Origin of the sequence: Acidocella sp., assembly GCF_035535915.1 — a bacterium.
Taxonomy (GTDB): Bacteria; Pseudomonadota; Alphaproteobacteria; order Acetobacterales; family Acetobacteraceae; genus Acidocella.
Window position 1 is genome coordinate 86,104 of record NZ_DATLPB010000118.1, and the last position, 16,140, is coordinate 102,243.

Consider the following 16,140-nt stretch of genomic DNA (forward strand, 5'->3'; position numbering starts at 1 on the left):
GCTCTCCTCATGTGTGCCGGGACTTTCCCGAGTCGGGCTTCGCCACAGGATACGGTTTCACAACGAGTCGTCCAGGCATGCGTAAATCGATCGCTTCCACCGGACGGTCGAGCAGCTGCATGCTCGTTTGCAACCCCGCGAGCTGATCAATCGCCTCCGCCTCGCCCACATCGGGCAATTTCACCACGGTCTTGTCTTTCAGCACCAGGTTCCAGCGCAAGCCGTCCACCCGCTCCGCGGCCACCACATGCGCAAGCACGCTCGGCGCGCCCTGCAATTCATCCATCAGCGACTGCGCGTTTTGCGGCGCATCGGCGCCGACCAGCAGCAGCAGCCAGGGCTCGCGCCGCTTCGCCGCGATCGCGTTCTGGTCGGTGATGACATTGCCCTGCTTGTCAATCAGCTCGAAGCTCGGCGGCCGGCCGTCGGTGCCGCCGACCTGCCAGATCGCGAAGGCGTTGCGTTCCGTGATGCTGACAACAAGTGTTCCGGGCAGTTCGCGCTCCACCGTCGCCGTCTGCACCGGGCCCAGCTGCTCGATGCGCTGGCGCACGGCGTCGAGCGAGAACCCGAACGTGGGCTCGCCCTCGCGCACGCCGATCGCCTGGCGCAGCAGCGTCATGTCCGTTTCCTTGGCGCCGCTGATCTGCACATCGGAAATCCGCAGCCCCAGCGCCGCACCGAGCGAAGCAACACCTGAGCCGCGCGGGGCGGAGGCGGCTTTGATTTCCGGCGCCGACACGATCGAACTCACCAGTTTGACGATCACGACCACCACCACAAGCGCGCCGAGCAGCCAGAGGCCGGGCCGCAGGCTGCGCCGCAGGCGCCGGAAGAACAGCGCCCGCGACGATAGACGATCCTGCGCGGGCGCGGCTTTTTTCGCACGCGCACGCGCGCGCGGCGCCCGGCGGGGCGCCTCCTCGATCATCTCATCGCTGTCGATGTTCAGGCGCGGCATGCCGCCTTCTCCACCATCCAGGCACAGAGCGCCGGAAAGTCCATGCCGACATGGGCCGCCTGCTCGGGCAGCAGCGAGGTCGGCGTCAAGCCCGGCTGCGTGTTTACCTCCAGCAACACGAGCCGGCCGCTGGCCTCGTCATAACGAAAATCCGCCCGGGACGCGCCGCGGCAACCCAGCGCCTGGTGCGCCGCCAGCGCGATCTCCTTGGCGCGCTGCGTGATCTCCGCGGGCAACTGCGCCGGCACCACATGGCGCGACCCGCCCGCGGCGTATTTGGCGTGATAATCGTAGAATTTTTCCGCCGGCAGGATTTCCGTCACCGCCAGGGCGCGGTCTTCCAGAACGCCCACGGTGAGCTCGCGTCCCGGCACGTAAAGCTCGGCCATCGCCGGGCCGTAATGCCATTCCTCAACGATTCTCGCGCGGCTGTTATCGCCCGGCTGGACGATATGCACGCCGACCGAGGACCCCTCGTTCACCGGCTTCACCACATAAGGCAGCGGCAGCGGATCATGGTCGGCGAGTTCGGCGACGTCGATGATCCGGTGCGGGGCCACCGGCAATCCGGCCGCCGCGAACACTGCTTTCGCCGCCGCCTTGTCCATCGCCAGCGCCGAGGCCCGCACGCCGGAATGGGTGTAGGGAATGCCGAGATAATCCAGCACGCCCTGAATCGTGCCATCCTCGCCGAAGCGCCCGTGCAGCGCGTTGAACACCACATCGGGTGCTGGCGTCAGCGCCGCGATCAGCGCGCCGAGATCCGCCGTGACATCCACCGGCAACACTTCGAATCCCAGACCGCGCAGTGCGGCGACCACCTGCGCGCCCGAGGTCAAACTCACTTCCCGTTCGGCGGACATGCCGCCATACAAAACCGCAACGCGGGTCATCCTGGCACTCCAATTCGCTTGATTTCCCACCGCAGTTTCACGCCCGAACTCCGCTCGACACGCGCACGCACGTCTTCGCCGAGCGCTTCCAGGTCCCCGGCCGTGGCTTCACCGTTATTCAGCAGAAAATTGCAATGCAATTCCGAAACCTGCGCATTGCCGCGGCGCAGCCCCCGGCAACCGGCCGCGTCGATCAGTTCCCACGCCTTCATGCCCGGCGGGTTGGCGAACGTGGACCCGCCGGTGCGCGCCCGCACCGGCTGCGTCGCCTCACGGCGCGCCTTGATCTCCTGCATGCGCGCGGCAATCGCCGTGGCATCGCCGGGCTGCGCGCGCAACCGGGCGCGTACCACCACCGCATCCAGCGGCAAGTCGGCATGGCGGTAGGAAAGCCCGAGCTCGACCGGATTCACACGCACGACATCTCCGGCACGCGTGACGAGCTCGGCCCAGTCCAAAACCCCGGCGATCTCGCCGCCATAAGCCCCGGCATTCATCGCCACCGCGCCGCCGATCGTGCCCGGAATGCCGGAGAGAAATTCAAGACCCGACAGGCAAGATGCCGCCGCCTGCTCGGCGACGGTCACATCGAGCGAAGCCGCCCCGGCAATGATCCCGTCAGGCTCGACCACGATGTCGCCGAAACCACGCGCCAGCTTGATCACGACGCCCTGGATGCCGCCGTCCCGGACAATCAGATTGGACGCCGCGCCGATCGCCGTGACCGGCATTTCCAGCGGCAATTGCCGCATCAGCGCGCACAAATCCTCGGTATCGGCCGGGCGCACCAGAAATTCCGCCGGCCCGCCGACGCGAAACCAGGTGACCGGCGCCAAAGCGGCATCCTTGGCGATCCGGCCACGAATGTCGGGCAGCGTGATCATCGCCGCGCCTGCGCTTGCAGCGCCTGCAGCGCGCCGGGAAGGGCGGCGGCCCAATGGGTGATGTTGCCGGCGCCAAGGCAAACGACGTAATCGCCCGGGCGCGCGATGGCATGCACCATTTCCGCGAGATGCGCCGGATCGTTCAGCGGCACCACGGACCGATGCCCGCGCGTGCGCAAGCCCTCGACCAGCGCGTCACGGTCCACGCCCTCGATCGGCGCCTCACCCGCCGCATACACGTCGGCGACGATCACCGTGCCGGCATCGTTCATGCAGGTGCAGAATTCCTCGAACAGGCTTTGCAGGCGGCTGTAGCGATGCGGCTGCACCACCGCCACCACATCGCGCGAGCCGGCCTGGCGCGCGGCCTTCAGCACCGCGGCGATCTCCACCGGATGATGGCCGTAATCGTCGATCACGGTAATGCCGCCGGTCTCGCCCGTCTTGGTAAAACGCCGCTTCACGCCGGCGAAACCGGCGAGCGACGCCTTGATCTGCGCCTCGCCGACCTCCATTTCCAGCGCCACCGCGATCGCCGCCAGCGCGTTCTGCACATTATGGTTGCCGAGCATCGGCAGCCGGAACGGGCCCAAACGCCGCGCCCGGCCGGAGATGCGGTCGGAGAGCCGCACTTCGAACGTCGCGCCATCCTTGGACGAGATGATGCGTTCCGCCCGCACATCGGCCTGCGGCGAAAACCCGTAGGTGATCACACGATGATCCGACAAAAACGGGATCATCTGCTGCACCGCCGGATGGTCGATGCACAGAACCGCGAAGCCGTAGAACGGGATGTTGGCGACGAATTGCCGGTAGCCGGCTTCCATCGCCTCGCGCGAGCCCCAATGGTCGAGATGCTCCGGGTCCATGTTGGTGACGATGGTGATCACCGCCGGCAGGCGCAGGAAACTGCCGTCGGATTCATCGGCCTCCACCACCATCCAGTCGCCCGCCCCGAGCCGCGTGTTGCTGCCGTAGGCGTTGATGATGCCGCCATTGATCACGGTCGGGTCGAAGCCCGCGCCTTCCAGCACCGCCGCCACGAGCGAGGTGGTAGTGGTCTTGCCATGCGTGCCGCCGATCGCCACGGCCCATTTCAGGCGCATCAGCTCGGCCAGCATTTCCGCACGCCGCACCACCGGGATCAGCTTGCGCCGCGCCGCCACCACTTCTGGATTGTCGGCCGGAACGGCGCTGGAGATCACCACCACGCGGGCATCGCGCAAATTCGCGGCATCATGGCCGATGGCGATGGGGATGCCGGCCTCGCGCAGCCGCTGCACATTGGCGTTTTCCGCCATGTCGCTGCCTTGCACCGTGTAGCCGAGCTCGTGCAGCACTTCGGCGATGCCGGACATGCCGATGCCGCCGATGCCGACGAAGTGAATCGCGCCAATGGAAAGCGGCAGCGCCCTCATGGCCGCACCTGCCCGCCGACCATGCGCAGCACCGTCTCGGCCAGTTGCACCGCCGCATCCGGCCGCCCGGCCTGTGCTGCACGGTCCGCCGCTTTTTTCAAAGTCTCAGTATCCATCAATACGCTTTCAATCCGTGCCGCGAGCCCCTGCGGCGTCAATCCGGGCTGCGGCGCCACCCAAGCGGCGTTTTGTTCAGCCAGCGCCTCGGCATTGGCGCGCTGATGATCGTCGATCGCGGTCGGCAGAGGAATAAAAATCGCCGGCCGCCCGACCACGGCGATCTCCGCCACCGTAGAAGCCCCGGCCCGGGCGATCACCAGGTGCGCGCACCGCAGCCGCGCCTCGACATCCGCAAAGAACGGCGAGAGCTCGGCATCGATCCCCGCCGCCGCGAAAATGGCGCGCGCCTCGTCCTGTTCCTGCAGGCGGCATTGCTGCACCACATGCAGCCGCGCCCGCAAATCCGCCGGCAGCAAGGCCAGGGCGGCAGGGACCAACGTACCGAAAATCTTCGCGCCGAGCGAGCCGCCCAAAACGAGCAACTCGATCCGCTGCGCCGGCGGCACGAAACCCTGAGCGTGCAGCGCCGCGATCGCCGGCCGCACCGGGTTGCCGAGCACGCCCGTCGCAATGCCCGCCGGCACCGCCTTGGTCTCCGCGAAACTCAAGATCAGGAAATCGGCACAGCGCGCCAGCAACCGGTTGGCGCGGCCGAGCACCGCGTTCTGCTCGTGCAGTACCAGTTTCGGGCGCGCGCCCAACAGCCGCGCCGCGAGCACGGGCGGCACCGCCGGATAACCGCCGAACGCCACCACCGCCGCCGGGCGCAATTGCCGCATGATGCTGCGCGCCTGCATGATTCCGCGCGCCAAAGCCACCGCCCCGGCGAGCGCCCGTTTCAGGCTGCGCCCGGAGAGCCCCGCGCCGGCCAGCACATGCCGCTCCGCCTGGGCAAAGACCGGCGAATTCAACCCGCCGGACCGCGCATCGGTCATCAGCACCACCCGCTCGCCACGGGCCAGAAGCTCCGCGGCCAACGCCTCCGCGGGGAAGAAATGCCCGCCGGTGCCGCCGGCGGCGATGACGATGGTTTTTGGCGCCGAGGGTTTCATAGCAGCTCGCCCTGATGCCGTTTGCGCGTCAGCGCGAGCAGGAACCCCATCTGCACGGACATCCCAAGTATGGAGCTGCCGCCATAGGAAATGAACGGCAAGGTCATGCCCTTGGTCGGGATCAGCGACATCGACGAGGCCATGTTCACGAACGCCTGCAGGCCGAACCCGGCCACCAGCCCGCCCGCCGCCAGCAGCACGAACGGATCGCGCTCCTGCAACAGGCGCAGCATCGCGCGCACCACGATGCAGGCGAAGACGAGAATGATGAAAGCGCAGAACAACAGGCCGAATTCCTCGCCGGCCACCGCGAAGACGAAATCCGCCCGCGCATCCGGCAGATATTGCTTCACCTGCCCCTCGCCCGGCCCGCGCCCGAACAGCCCGCCATTACCGAACGCGGAAAGCGCGGTCAGCGCCTGATAGGCGGAGTTCTTGGTCGGGTGAAGAAACAGCATCACGCGGCTATGCACGTGGCTGATGAACAGGAACGCGGCGAGGGAGGCGACCACCACCGCAAGCGCCGCCAACCAGACCCATTTGAGGTCGATCCCGTCGAGATAGAACTGCACGAACACGACAAGCGTGAACAGGAAGGTCATGCCGATATCCGGCTGCGCCCGCAGCACGAAGGCGACGAGCAGGAACACGCCGAGCGCCGCGCGCTTGCCGGGAAAGCCCGGCGTGCGGCGCGATTCGGCGATCAGCCAGGCGGAAATGACGATGAAGCCCGGGCGCAGCAGCTCGCTCGGCTGCAGGGTGAAGCCCGGCAGCGAGATCCAGCGATGCGCGCCATCCACCTCGACGCCATGCACCAGCGTGAAGGCGGTGAGCAGGAAGAACAGAATGCCAAGCCCGAGTGCGGCGAGTTTCACCTGCCGCAACGAGAGCATCGACAGCGCCAGCATCACCCCCCCGCCCAGCGCCAGGAACAAAATCTGCCGGATCATCGCCTGCGTATCGGGCGATGAAAAGCGCATGGTCATGCCGGGCATGGCGGCCAGCGCCAGCACGTAACCGATGGCGATCAACGCCGCGAGCGCCAGCAGCGTGACGCGGTCGACGCTCCACCACCAGCGGCCGAGGATCGAGGTATCAGCGCGTGACAGAGCGGGCATCATGCGAGCTCCCGCGCAAGCTCGGCGAAATGCGCGCCCCGCTGCTCAAAATTCTGGAACTGGTCGAAACTGGCGGCAGCCGGCGAGAACAGGATGTCCTGAACACCCTCGGTGCGGGCCAGGGCGAAAGAGGCCGTTACGGCGGCGTCCAAAGTCCGCACGATTTCGTGCGCCACGCCGTGGCGCGCCAGGGTCGCGGCGAAAATTTCCGCGTCCCGGCCGATCAGAAATGCCTTCGCGACACGCGGGAAAAGCGGCGCAAGCTCCTCGATGCCGCCCGCCTTGCCGACGCCGCCGGCGATCCACACGAAGCGGTCGTAACATTCCATGGCGCGCGACGCGGCATCGGCATTGGTCGCCTTGCTGTCATTGATGAAGCGCACGCCTTGCACCACCGCCACTTGCTGCTGCCGGTGCGGCAGGCCGGGATAGGTTTTGATCCCTTCCGCGATCGCCGCGTCGGGAATGCCGAGTGCCTTGGCCAGCGCGGCGGCAGCGGCGGCGTTCTGCGCATTATGGGCGCCGGGCAGCGCCTTCGCGCCATGTACCTCGAAATTTTTGCCGGAAATCTCGACCACGCGCGCGGGCCGCCCGCGCAACCAGGCCGCCATCTGCCGCGACGGCGCGTCATCGATGCCGACCACCGCCACGTCGCCTGCCGTCTGGCGGGCAAAAATCTCCCGCTTCGCGGCTGCGTAGCCTGCCATGTCGCCATGGCGGTCCAGATGATCCGGGGAGAGATTGAGCATTGCCGCGGCATCGAAGCGGAGTGTGACGATTCGCTCCAACATGTAGCTGGACATTTCCAGAACATACACGCCGTGATCGGGCAGCAACGGCAGGCTCAGGGCCGCCGGGCCGAGATTGGCGCCGGCTGCGTGCGGAACCCCCGCAACGGCGCAGATATGCGCCAGCAGCGCGGTGGTGGTGGATTTGCCGTTGGTGCCGGTGATGCCGGCGAATTTCGCGCGTGACCCACTGCCGCGCACGGCGCGGTACAGCAATTCCGCATCGGTGAATACAGGTACGCCGTGTGCCACGGCCCAGGCCGCCTGCTCGTGCGGCTTGGGCAATTTGTGGGGAATGCCCGGGGAGAGCACCAGCCCGTCGAGCCGGCCCGCAACCTCCGAGGGACACGTGATCGTGAAACCTTCAGCCCCGGCCGCCTCGCGCGCCGAGGCCGAATCGTCCCAGACAAAGATGTCCGCGCCCATCTCGCGCAGCGCCCATGCCGCCGGCAACCCGGCCCGCCCCAGGCCGAGTACGGCGAAACGCTGCCCCGCGAAGACCGGCGCGAAATTCATCGTATTTTCAAAGTGGCAAGCCCCACCAGCCCCAGAATCATCGCCACGATCCAGAAGCGAATCACGATCGTCGGCTCAGCCCAGCCTTTCTTCTCGAAATGATGGTGCAGCGGCGCCATCAGGAACACCCGCCGTCCGGTGCGCTTGAACCAGAACACCTGCACGATCACCGACACGGTTTCGACCACGAACAGGCCGCCGACGATCGCCAGCACGATCTCGTTCTTGGTCGCGACCGCCACCGCGCCCAACGCGCCGCCCAGCGAGAGCGAGCCGGTATCGCCCATGAATACCGCCGCCGGCGGCGCGTTGAACCATAAAAAGCCGAGCCCGGCGCCGATCAGCGCGGAGAGGAACACCGCCAGCTCGCCGGTGCCGGGAATGAAATTCAGCTGCAGATAACCGGCGAAAATATGGTTGCCGACCAGATAGGCGATCACCCCGAACACGCCGGAGGCGATCATCGTCGGCACGATCGCCAGCCCGTCCAGCCCGTCGGTGAGGTTCACCGCGTTGGACGCACCCATCATCACGAACATCGCCACCAGCGGGAACAGCAGGCCGAAGGAGATCATCAGGCTCTTGAATACCGGCACGGCGAGTTCGGTGCCGAGCGGATGCGGCATCAACCGCGTCATCCACACCGCCGCCACCAGGCCGATCGCCGCCTGCGCCCATAATTTCACGCGGCCGGACACGCCCTTGGTGTTGCGCCTTGTGAGCTTGAGAAAATCGTCCGCGAAGCCGATGGCGCCGTAGCCGAGCGTGACCAGCAGCACCGCCCAGACATAGCCATTCCACAAATCCGCCCAGAGCAGCGTGGACACGCCCAAAGCCAGCAGGATCAGCACGCCGCCCATGGTCGGCGTGCCTTTTTTCTCGATCAGATGCCGCTCCGGCCCGTCCAGGCGGATCGGCTGGCCATGCCGCTGCATGGATTTGAGAAAGCGGATCAGCTTCGGCCCGGCCCAGAAGCTGAGGACCAAAGCCGTCAGGCAGGCTCCGCCGGCCCGGAACGTGATGTAACGGAACAGGTTGAAGACATGGATATGGCCGGCCAGCGGCAGGAGCAGCGCGTAGAGCATCAGCCGCGCCCCTCAAGCACCGCGATCACATCGCGCATCCGGCTGCCATAGCTGCCTTTCACCAGAACCGCATCGCCCTGCCGCAACGCTTCCATCACCAGCGGCGCCAAATCGGATGCGGCTTCTTCATGCCCTCCCCGTTGCGCCGCCGGCAGGGTGTCGAACAAACGCCTCATCATCTCTCCGCAGGTAAAAACCAGGTCCGCGCCGGCCAGAACGTCCGGCCGCAGCCCCTCATGCTCGGCCGCCGCCGCGTCGCCCAGCTCCAGCATGTCGCCCAGCACCGCCACATGGCGGCCCGGCTGCAGCGCCAGCACCGCCAGCGCCGCCCGCATCGAGGCGCCGGAGGCGTTGTAGCTTTCATCCAACAGCAAAATTCTGGCACCATCCGGCAACGCCATGTCCCGCCGCGCGCCGCGTCCGGCATAGGGCGCGAAACCGTCCAGCGCCGCCGCAGCCGGGGCCACCGGCAGCCCCAACGCGGAAGCCGCCGCCAGCACCGCAACCGCGTTGCGCGCCATATGCGCCCCCGGCGCCGCCAGCGAAAAAGCCACGCGCTCACCGCCGATTTCCGCCTGCACGGCGCAGGATTCGGCACGGCTCTCGACCGCCATCAGCCGCGCCGCGCCTTGCTCGCCGAACGCGACAATCCGCGCGCCCGCCGGGACGGCGGCGCGCAAGACCGCATCATGAACCGTATCCGCCGGCAGCACGGCCGTGCCGCCCGGCGCGAGGGCGGTGAAGATCGAGGCCTTTTCCACGGCAATCGCCGCTTCCGAGCCCATCAGCCCGAGATGCGCGCGGTCCACGCAGGTAATGATGGCCACCTGCGGCCGCACCAGAGCGGCCAGCGGCGCGATCTCGCCCGGATGGTTCGTGCCGATTTCGAACACCGCGAAATCAACGTCGCGCGGCATCCGCGCCAGGGTCAGCGGCACGCCGATATGGTTGTTGAAGCTCGCCTCCGCGGCATGCACGACGCCGAACCCTCCCAAAGTGCGGCGCAGCATCTCCTTGGTCGTGGTCTTGCCGACGCTGCCCGTCACCGCGACGATGCGCGCGCTTGTCCGCGCCCGCGCCGCCGCGCCCAGCCGCCGCAGCGCCGCCAGCGTGTCTTCCACCACCAGCACATTGCCCGACATCGGCTTGGAGACCAGCGCGCCCGCCGCCCCCTTGGCCAGAGCCTCGGCGACGAAATCATGCCCATCGCGCGCGCCTTGCAGCGCCACGAACAAATCGCCCGGCTTGACCGTGCGCGTATCGATGCTGATGCCGCTGACGGCAAAACCGGAGGACGCCGCGCCGACCGCCCGGGCGAGCTCATCCCCCTCCCACAACATGGTCACGCCGCACCGCCCAGCTCACGCAGCACGCTGGCGTCATCGAACGGGATCGTCACCCCGCCGGCCGTCTGCCCCTGTTCGTGCCCCTTGCCTGCGACCACCAGCACGTCGCCCGCGCGCAATTCGCCGAGGCCGGCGGCAATCGCCGCGCGCCGGTCGCCGATCTCGACCGCGCCGGGGGCGGCCGCCAAAATCGCCGCGCGGATGCGTGCCGGCTCCTCGCTGCGCGGATTATCGTCGGTCACAATCACGCGATCCGCCCCGGCGACGGCCGCCTCGCCCATCAGCGGCCGCTTGCCGGCATCCCGATCGCCGCCGGCGCCGAACACGATGACCAGCCTCCCCGTGGCGTGCGGGCGCAGCGCGCTCAGCACACGGGCGATTGCATCGGGGGTGTGCGCGTAATCGACATAAGCGGTGGCGCCGTTGGGCAGCACCAAAGCGCGCTCCAGGCGGCCCCGCACGCCCACCAGCCTTGGCAGGAACGACAGCGCGTCCGGCACGCCCAGCGCCTCCGCCAGGCTCGCCGCGAGCACGGCGTTATCCGCCTGGAATTTTCCGGGCAAAGGCAGCGATACGTCGCGCCCGTCGACGCGGATCTCCTGCCCGGAGGGCAGCGTCGCGACATGCCCGACGCTGACCGCGCGAAAATCCAGGCCACGCTTGAGCGCAATCTCGCGCAACATGCCCAGCGTCACCGGCTCGAGGTCGGCCATTGCCCGCACAGCCGCGCCGCGCTTCAGCAATCCCGCGAACAGCCGCAATTTCGCCGCCCGGTAGGCTTCCATCGAGCCGTGATAATCGAGATGATCGCGCGTCAGGTTGGTGAACCCGGCGGCGGCGAAGCTCAGGCCGTCCAGCCGGCTCTGCTCGATGCCGTGCGACGAGGCTTCCAGCGCCGCATCGGTGAAGCCCTCGCGCGCCAGCATCGCCAGCGTATTGGCCAGCGTGACCGGATCGGGCGTGGTCAGGGAGTCCACCACCGGCAGGCCCGCGGCAACCACGCCCAGCGTGCCGAGCGACGCGGCGCGCCGGCCCGCGTGGCAGAGGATCTGCCGCAAAAAATCCACAGTGCTGGTTTTGCCGTTGGTGCCGGTGACGGCGGCCAGCCGTTCGGGCAGCCGGCCCGCCAGCTCGACCGCGAATTGCGCGAGCTTCTCGCGCGGTGAGGCGGTGCAGAGCAGCGGGCGCGGCGGCACGCCGGGCGGCCACACGGTTCCTTCCGGCGCCAGCACGGCCACCGCGCCCCGCGCCACCGCGTCCGCGATGAACCGCCGTCCGTCCGCCTTGGCACCAGGCAACGCTGCGAACATATAGCCCGGCTGAACCGCCCGACTATCCGCCGTGATGCCTCGTACCCCGTTCAACTCACCGCTCCGCAAGCTCATTATCCGCAGGCAGCGCCCGCTCCGTCACAATATGGCTGCTGATTGCCGGCAACACCGGTTCCGCGACCGGTCTCGCGGCCCGCTTCGCCATGGGCGAGGCGGCGGGCAGCACCGCCGCCTTCTGCGCCGCCCGCCGGTCGGATAGCCGGTCCGGCGCCGTGTCGTCCATGCCTGGCGGCTTCATCCCCATCATTAAATAAGCGAAGGCATTCGCGCCCGGCGGCAACGGATTGTTTGGCCCGAGCCCGACCTGGCCGGGCGGCGCGGTCGGCTGCAGCGGGATGGTCAGCGAAGCGGTCTCCGTCGCCAGGTCCGTGCCGCTCAACGGCATGATGCCGAGCTTCGGCCCGATGCGGGCGATGATATGCCCGACCGTGGGCGCGGCGATATAGCCGCCGGTGGTAAAACCATGCGTGGACGCGTCGGGTTTGGGCTGCAGCACCAGCGTGTAGACCACATATTGCGGGTCCTGCATCGGGAATGCGGCCATGAAGGAGGCGTTGTTGGTGTGCTGCAGGTAACGCCCGTTCGGCCCGACCACCTGCGCGGTGCCGGTCTTGCCGCCGACGACATAGCCCGGCACCGCGGCATAGACGCCGGTCCCCCCGTTCACGACGTTGGTCATCATCCGACGCATGATGTCCGAGGTGGTCTGTTTCATCACGCGCACGCCCACCGGCGGGGGCCCGTTCGGGTTCACCGCCAGCAGCGTCGGCTTATAGAGAATGCCGCCGTTCACGATCGGCACCACGCCCGCGACCAGCTGCAACGGGCTGACCGCGATGCCACCGCCGAACGACACGGTCATCGTCGCTGCCAGGCCCCAATTGTTGAAGGCGGGATATTGCGGCCGGGGCGGTCCCGGCAATTGCACATCCACCGGCTTGAGAAAGCCCATCTTGGCGTACCAGGTCTGCTCGATCTTCGGCCCGAGGATCGCGGCGATACGCGATGCACCGATGTTCGACGACACGTTGAGGATCTGCGGCATCGCCATCCATACATGCGCCGGCTCGAAATCGCGAATGTAAAAATGCCCGACGCGCAGCGGGTGCGTGGTGTCGAAATAATCCCAGTAATGAACCAGGCCGGAATCCAGTGCCATCGACAAAGTCTGCAGCTTGAACACGCTGCCCGGCTCATAGACACCGTTCACGCACCGGTTGAACTGGCCGTTGGCATTGGCCGTACCGATATCGTTGGCGTCGTAGTCCGGCACGCTGGCCATCGCCAAAACCTCGCCGGTCTTCGCGTTCATCACGATCGCGCAGCCCCCGGGCGACTGGAATTCCTTGACCGCGGCGGCCAGTTCGTCATGCACGATGCTCTGGATGCCGGCGTCGATCGACAGCCGCAGCGGCGTAGGATCGGCGGTCAGGCGCTTGTTGAAATACTCCTCCACCCCGGCAATGCCGACATTGCCCACCCCCACTCCGCCCAGAATATGCGCGGCGAGATTGCCGTCCGGGTAATGCCGCGTCTCGGTGTTCTCGAAATACACGCCGGGAATGCCGAGGGTATTCACCCCCAGCTCTTCGGGCGGGGTGAGCTGGCGATCGAGATAGACGAAGTCCTTGCCCGAGGCGAGCCGGTGCTCGGTGACCGCCACGTCCAGCCCCGGCAGCACGGCGGCAAGCTTTTCCGCCGCCTGCTGCGGGTCGGTGACCTGGCGCGGATCGGCATAGAGCTCCGCCCCGGGCAGCGAGACGGCCAGGATCGTGCCGTTGCGGTCGACGATATCGGCGCGGTCAGGCGGCGGCGGCGTGATGGCCAGCTGCGGCTGCAAGGCCCGCAGGACTTCCGGCGGCGGCAAAACCGGGTGGATCACCGTGGTGTAGACCAGGCGCAGCGTCAGCACGGCGAACAAGCCGCAAAAGCCGAGTACGCCCATCAGCAGACGGACGCGGGTCTTCTCCAGAACCGCCGGCGGCAGTGGCGCGGTGGCGCGTACATGCTCTATGCGCGGCACGGCCCCGCGCGCCGGCGCACCAGGGCGGCGGGCGGGCGGTTCCGGTCCGGGCTTGAGCGTTAATGTCAATTATTGTTTCCGGAAGATTGCGCCATGCCGAGCATCGAACCGCCCCCATCCGACATCGAGGGTGGCAGCGGCGGTGTCGCCTCCGCAACCACGCGCGCCGGCAGGACCCGCGCGCCCATCGGCGCCTCCGGCACAGGCGTGTAGGTCGAGCGGGCCATGTAGATATGCGACGGGGCGTTATGCTCTGCCGGCACCTCACGGCGCAGCACCGCATGGACCGGCCGTTTGCGCGGCATGGTTTCCCGCGCCGAGCTGCGGCGCACGGCCTCATAGACCGGGGCATGGCGAACCGGGCGCGCGGCATCGGCGGGCGGCTGAACCAGCTCGGCACTGACCAGATGCACCTGCGCGCCCAGCGGCGACACGATCTCTGACGGCGCCTCCTGGCGCGCCACTTCATCGCGGCCGGCGCGCACGGCGTCAGCCGGCGACGCGACCCGGTCGGCGCTGGCGAGATGCACCTTCCCACCGGCCTGAATTTCGGCCGGCGGCGGCGCGGCTTGCGCCACCACCCCGGCATCGGCGGCGGGCGGCACCGACGGTGCGGCAGGACCGCTCTCCGGCGCCGGACTGTTCGGCGCCGGCAGCACCCCGGCCAGCTGCGACAACGCCACCATCTGGCTCGGCTTCATCGGCTGCAGCGTGGTGAAATTGGCGGCGAGCTGCTGCAGCCGCGACGGATCGACTTCCAGCGCCCATTGCGCCTGCAACACCACGACGCGCTGCTCATCGAGCCTCGTCGCCTGCGTTACGGCCGCCAGCCTGTCTTCCAGCAGCTGCGAGTGCTGCTTCACGGCGAACAGATACGCGCCTGAGAGCACGAACATGGCGGCGCTGATCAAGGTTAAGGGACGGATCATGCGGCGAGCCTTTCCAGCGTCCGCAACTTGGCGCTGCGCGCGCGCGGATTGGCCTTCACCTCCGCCGCGCTCGGCAACACCGGGTTGCGCGTCAACAATTTGAATTGCGGCCGCGACTCTTCCTGCAGCGAGGCAGGGTCATGCCGCGACGCGCCGGGCATGCGCCCGGCCGCCTGCGCGAAAAAGCGCTTCACGATCCGATCCTCCAGCGAATGGAAACTCACCACCACCAGCCGCCCGCCCGGCGCCAGCAGCGAAGCCGCCTGCGCCAGCCCGGCGGCGATATCGCCCAGCTCATCGTTGACCGCGATGCGCAGCGCCTGAAAGCTGCGGGTCGCGGGGTCGATACCTGACTTATCCGCTCTCACGACACCCCGTATCACGGCGGCCAAATCGGCCGTCGTCGCAAATTTTTGCAGCCGGCGCCGCTCGACAATCGCTTTGGCGATTCGGCGCGACGCCTTCTCTTCTCCGAATTGGTACAAAATATCAGCGAGTTCGGATTCGGACACAGTGTTTACCAGCGTCGCCGCGGTAATTTCTGCACCACCCATCTGCATGTCGAGCGGCCCATCGTAACGAAACGAAAACCCCCGCGCCGGATCGTCGATCTGATAAGACGAAACTCCGAGATCGAACACCGCACCATCCAGAGTTGTGACCCCGGCGGCACCGAGCAAATCAACAATCCTGCTGATCCGCCCCTCATAAATCTGAAATCGACCAGAATATTGTGCGGCCAGCTCGCGGCCCCGCGCCACCGCCGCCGGATCGCGATCGACGGCGATCAAGCGGCAATCAGCCGATTCGAGAATCGCTCGCGCATAGCCGCCGCCGCCAAACGTGCCGTCGAGATAGAGCTTACCGTCCGTCGGCGCGAGCATCCGCACCGCCTCATCGCGCAATACGGGAATGTGCGAAAATTCACTCATGCCGGCACCTTCGGCGCAAATCCCGGCGCCAGCGCGCGCGAGGCCTTGCGGAACGCGGCGGCTGCCTGAGGCTCCCAGATATGAAAATGATCGCCGCGGCCGAGAAAATTCACCGCGTCTTTAAGATTGGCATAGTCGACCAGGTCGCCGGGAATCAGGATGCGCCCTTCCTTGTCGGTCTCCACCACCCAGGCCTCGCTGTAGAGCAAGGTCGCCAGCGCTTCGCGCTCGGGATCGAAACGATCCATCTGGTCCAGCTTTTCCTGCCAGACCTGATAGGTCGCGCGCGGCCAGACCTCGATGCAACCTGAAATGTAGGAAGGCCGCAGGATCAGCGCGATCGTCCCGAGATCACTTTTCAAGGCAGCACGGAACGGCGCCGGGACGGACACCCGCCCCTTCGCATCAAGCCGATTCTCGTGATTGCCGAAGAACTGACTCATTGGCACGCGACGCGGGGCCTTCCACCACTGTATGGGTAATCATGGGTTTTCCCCCCACTAGCATGGGCAACGACGCCGCGTCAAAAGGAATCTCTTTTTTGCGCCATCGAGTCGAACGAAAACTCCCTGCAAATAACGGGGGAATCGCAAAGCGATGTGTTCTTGTTTTGTTCTAATTCGCAAGAATGGAGATGTTTTCACATTAGAGCGCGATGACCTTAAATCGAACCACTCCATGGTTCGATTTAAGGTCTGAATCGCCCTCTAACTTGTTTATCTGACGGCGGATTCAGATTTTAGAGCGGATCGCGGCGCGATCCGCTCTAAAATCATCCGGCGCCAATGACACGCCGCTTCGAAA

General features: G+C 67.0%; 14 protein-coding genes. All 14 read right to left on the minus strand.

The window, feature by feature from the left end; all coding sequences use genetic code 11:
- Positions 1–7: 7 nt before the first annotated feature.
- The 14 genes from VNC39_RS15880 to VNC39_RS15945 are packed head-to-tail and all read right to left on the minus strand — an operon-like array spanning position 8 to position 15,779.
- A complete protein-coding gene (locus tag VNC39_RS15880) occupies positions 8–961 on the minus strand; it encodes a cell division protein FtsQ/DivIB (RefSeq protein ID WP_325400628.1) in 954 nt (317 codons plus the stop codon).
- Positions 949–1,854: a D-alanine--D-alanine ligase gene (locus VNC39_RS15885; RefSeq protein ID WP_325400629.1), complete on the minus strand. Its 906-nt coding sequence runs from the start codon at positions 1,852–1,854 to the stop codon at positions 949–951. Before VNC39_RS15885 ends, VNC39_RS15880 begins: the two co-directional genes overlap by 13 nt.
- Positions 1,851–2,738 carry a UDP-N-acetylmuramate dehydrogenase gene (murB, locus tag VNC39_RS15890; RefSeq protein WP_325400630.1) on the minus strand — a complete coding sequence of 296 codons (888 nt, stop codon included), beginning with the start codon at positions 2,736–2,738 and terminating at the stop codon, positions 1,851–1,853. Before murB ends, VNC39_RS15885 begins: the two co-directional genes overlap by 4 nt.
- Positions 2,735–4,156 carry a UDP-N-acetylmuramate--L-alanine ligase gene (murC, locus tag VNC39_RS15895; protein ID WP_325400631.1) on the minus strand — a complete coding sequence of 474 codons (1,422 nt, stop codon included), beginning with the start codon at positions 4,154–4,156 and terminating at the stop codon, positions 2,735–2,737. The genes murB and murC overlap by 4 nt, the downstream gene beginning before the upstream one ends.
- Positions 4,153–5,268, minus strand: coding sequence for an undecaprenyldiphospho-muramoylpentapeptide beta-N-acetylglucosaminyltransferase (gene murG, locus VNC39_RS15900; protein WP_325400632.1), 1,116 nt, complete (start codon positions 5,266–5,268; stop codon positions 4,153–4,155). The genes murC and murG overlap by 4 nt, the downstream gene beginning before the upstream one ends.
- On the minus strand, positions 5,265–6,389 hold the full coding sequence (locus VNC39_RS15905; protein ID WP_325400633.1) for an FtsW/RodA/SpoVE family cell cycle protein: 1,125 nt from the start codon (positions 6,387–6,389) through the stop codon (positions 5,265–5,267). The genes murG and VNC39_RS15905 overlap by 4 nt, the downstream gene beginning before the upstream one ends.
- The gene (gene murD, locus VNC39_RS15910; RefSeq protein ID WP_325400634.1) at positions 6,386–7,690 is read right to left on the minus strand and encodes a UDP-N-acetylmuramoyl-L-alanine--D-glutamate ligase; all 1,305 of its coding nucleotides are present in this window, start codon (positions 7,688–7,690) and stop codon (positions 6,386–6,388) included. The genes VNC39_RS15905 and murD overlap by 4 nt, the downstream gene beginning before the upstream one ends.
- On the minus strand, positions 7,687–8,775 hold the full coding sequence (gene mraY, locus VNC39_RS15915; RefSeq protein WP_325400635.1) for a phospho-N-acetylmuramoyl-pentapeptide-transferase: 1,089 nt from the start codon (positions 8,773–8,775) through the stop codon (positions 7,687–7,689). The genes murD and mraY overlap by 4 nt, the downstream gene beginning before the upstream one ends.
- Positions 8,775–10,121 (minus strand): UDP-N-acetylmuramoyl-tripeptide--D-alanyl-D-alanine ligase, encoded by a 1,347-nt coding sequence (locus tag VNC39_RS15920; protein WP_408840905.1) that lies wholly within the window; start codon positions 10,119–10,121, stop codon positions 8,775–8,777. Before VNC39_RS15920 ends, mraY begins: the two co-directional genes overlap by 1 nt.
- A complete protein-coding gene (locus VNC39_RS15925; protein ID WP_325400636.1) occupies positions 10,118–11,506 on the minus strand; it encodes a UDP-N-acetylmuramoyl-L-alanyl-D-glutamate--2,6-diaminopimelate ligase in 1,389 nt (462 codons plus the stop codon). Before VNC39_RS15925 ends, VNC39_RS15920 begins: the two co-directional genes overlap by 4 nt.
- On the minus strand, positions 11,487–13,544 hold the full coding sequence (locus VNC39_RS15930; protein ID WP_325400637.1) for a peptidoglycan D,D-transpeptidase FtsI family protein: 2,058 nt from the start codon (positions 13,542–13,544) through the stop codon (positions 11,487–11,489). Before VNC39_RS15930 ends, VNC39_RS15925 begins: the two co-directional genes overlap by 20 nt.
- Positions 13,541–14,404, minus strand: a complete 864-nt coding sequence (gene ftsL / locus VNC39_RS15935) for a cell division protein FtsL (protein WP_325400638.1) — start codon at positions 14,402–14,404, stop codon at positions 13,541–13,543. The genes VNC39_RS15930 and ftsL overlap by 4 nt, the downstream gene beginning before the upstream one ends.
- Positions 14,401–15,336 (minus strand): 16S rRNA (cytosine(1402)-N(4))-methyltransferase RsmH, encoded by a 936-nt coding sequence (rsmH, locus tag VNC39_RS15940; RefSeq protein WP_325400639.1) that lies wholly within the window; start codon positions 15,334–15,336, stop codon positions 14,401–14,403. Before rsmH ends, ftsL begins: the two co-directional genes overlap by 4 nt.
- Positions 15,333–15,779 carry a division/cell wall cluster transcriptional repressor MraZ gene (locus VNC39_RS15945; protein WP_325400640.1) on the minus strand — a complete coding sequence of 149 codons (447 nt, stop codon included), beginning with the start codon at positions 15,777–15,779 and terminating at the stop codon, positions 15,333–15,335. Before VNC39_RS15945 ends, rsmH begins: the two co-directional genes overlap by 4 nt.
- Positions 15,780–16,140 lie beyond the last annotated feature (361 nt).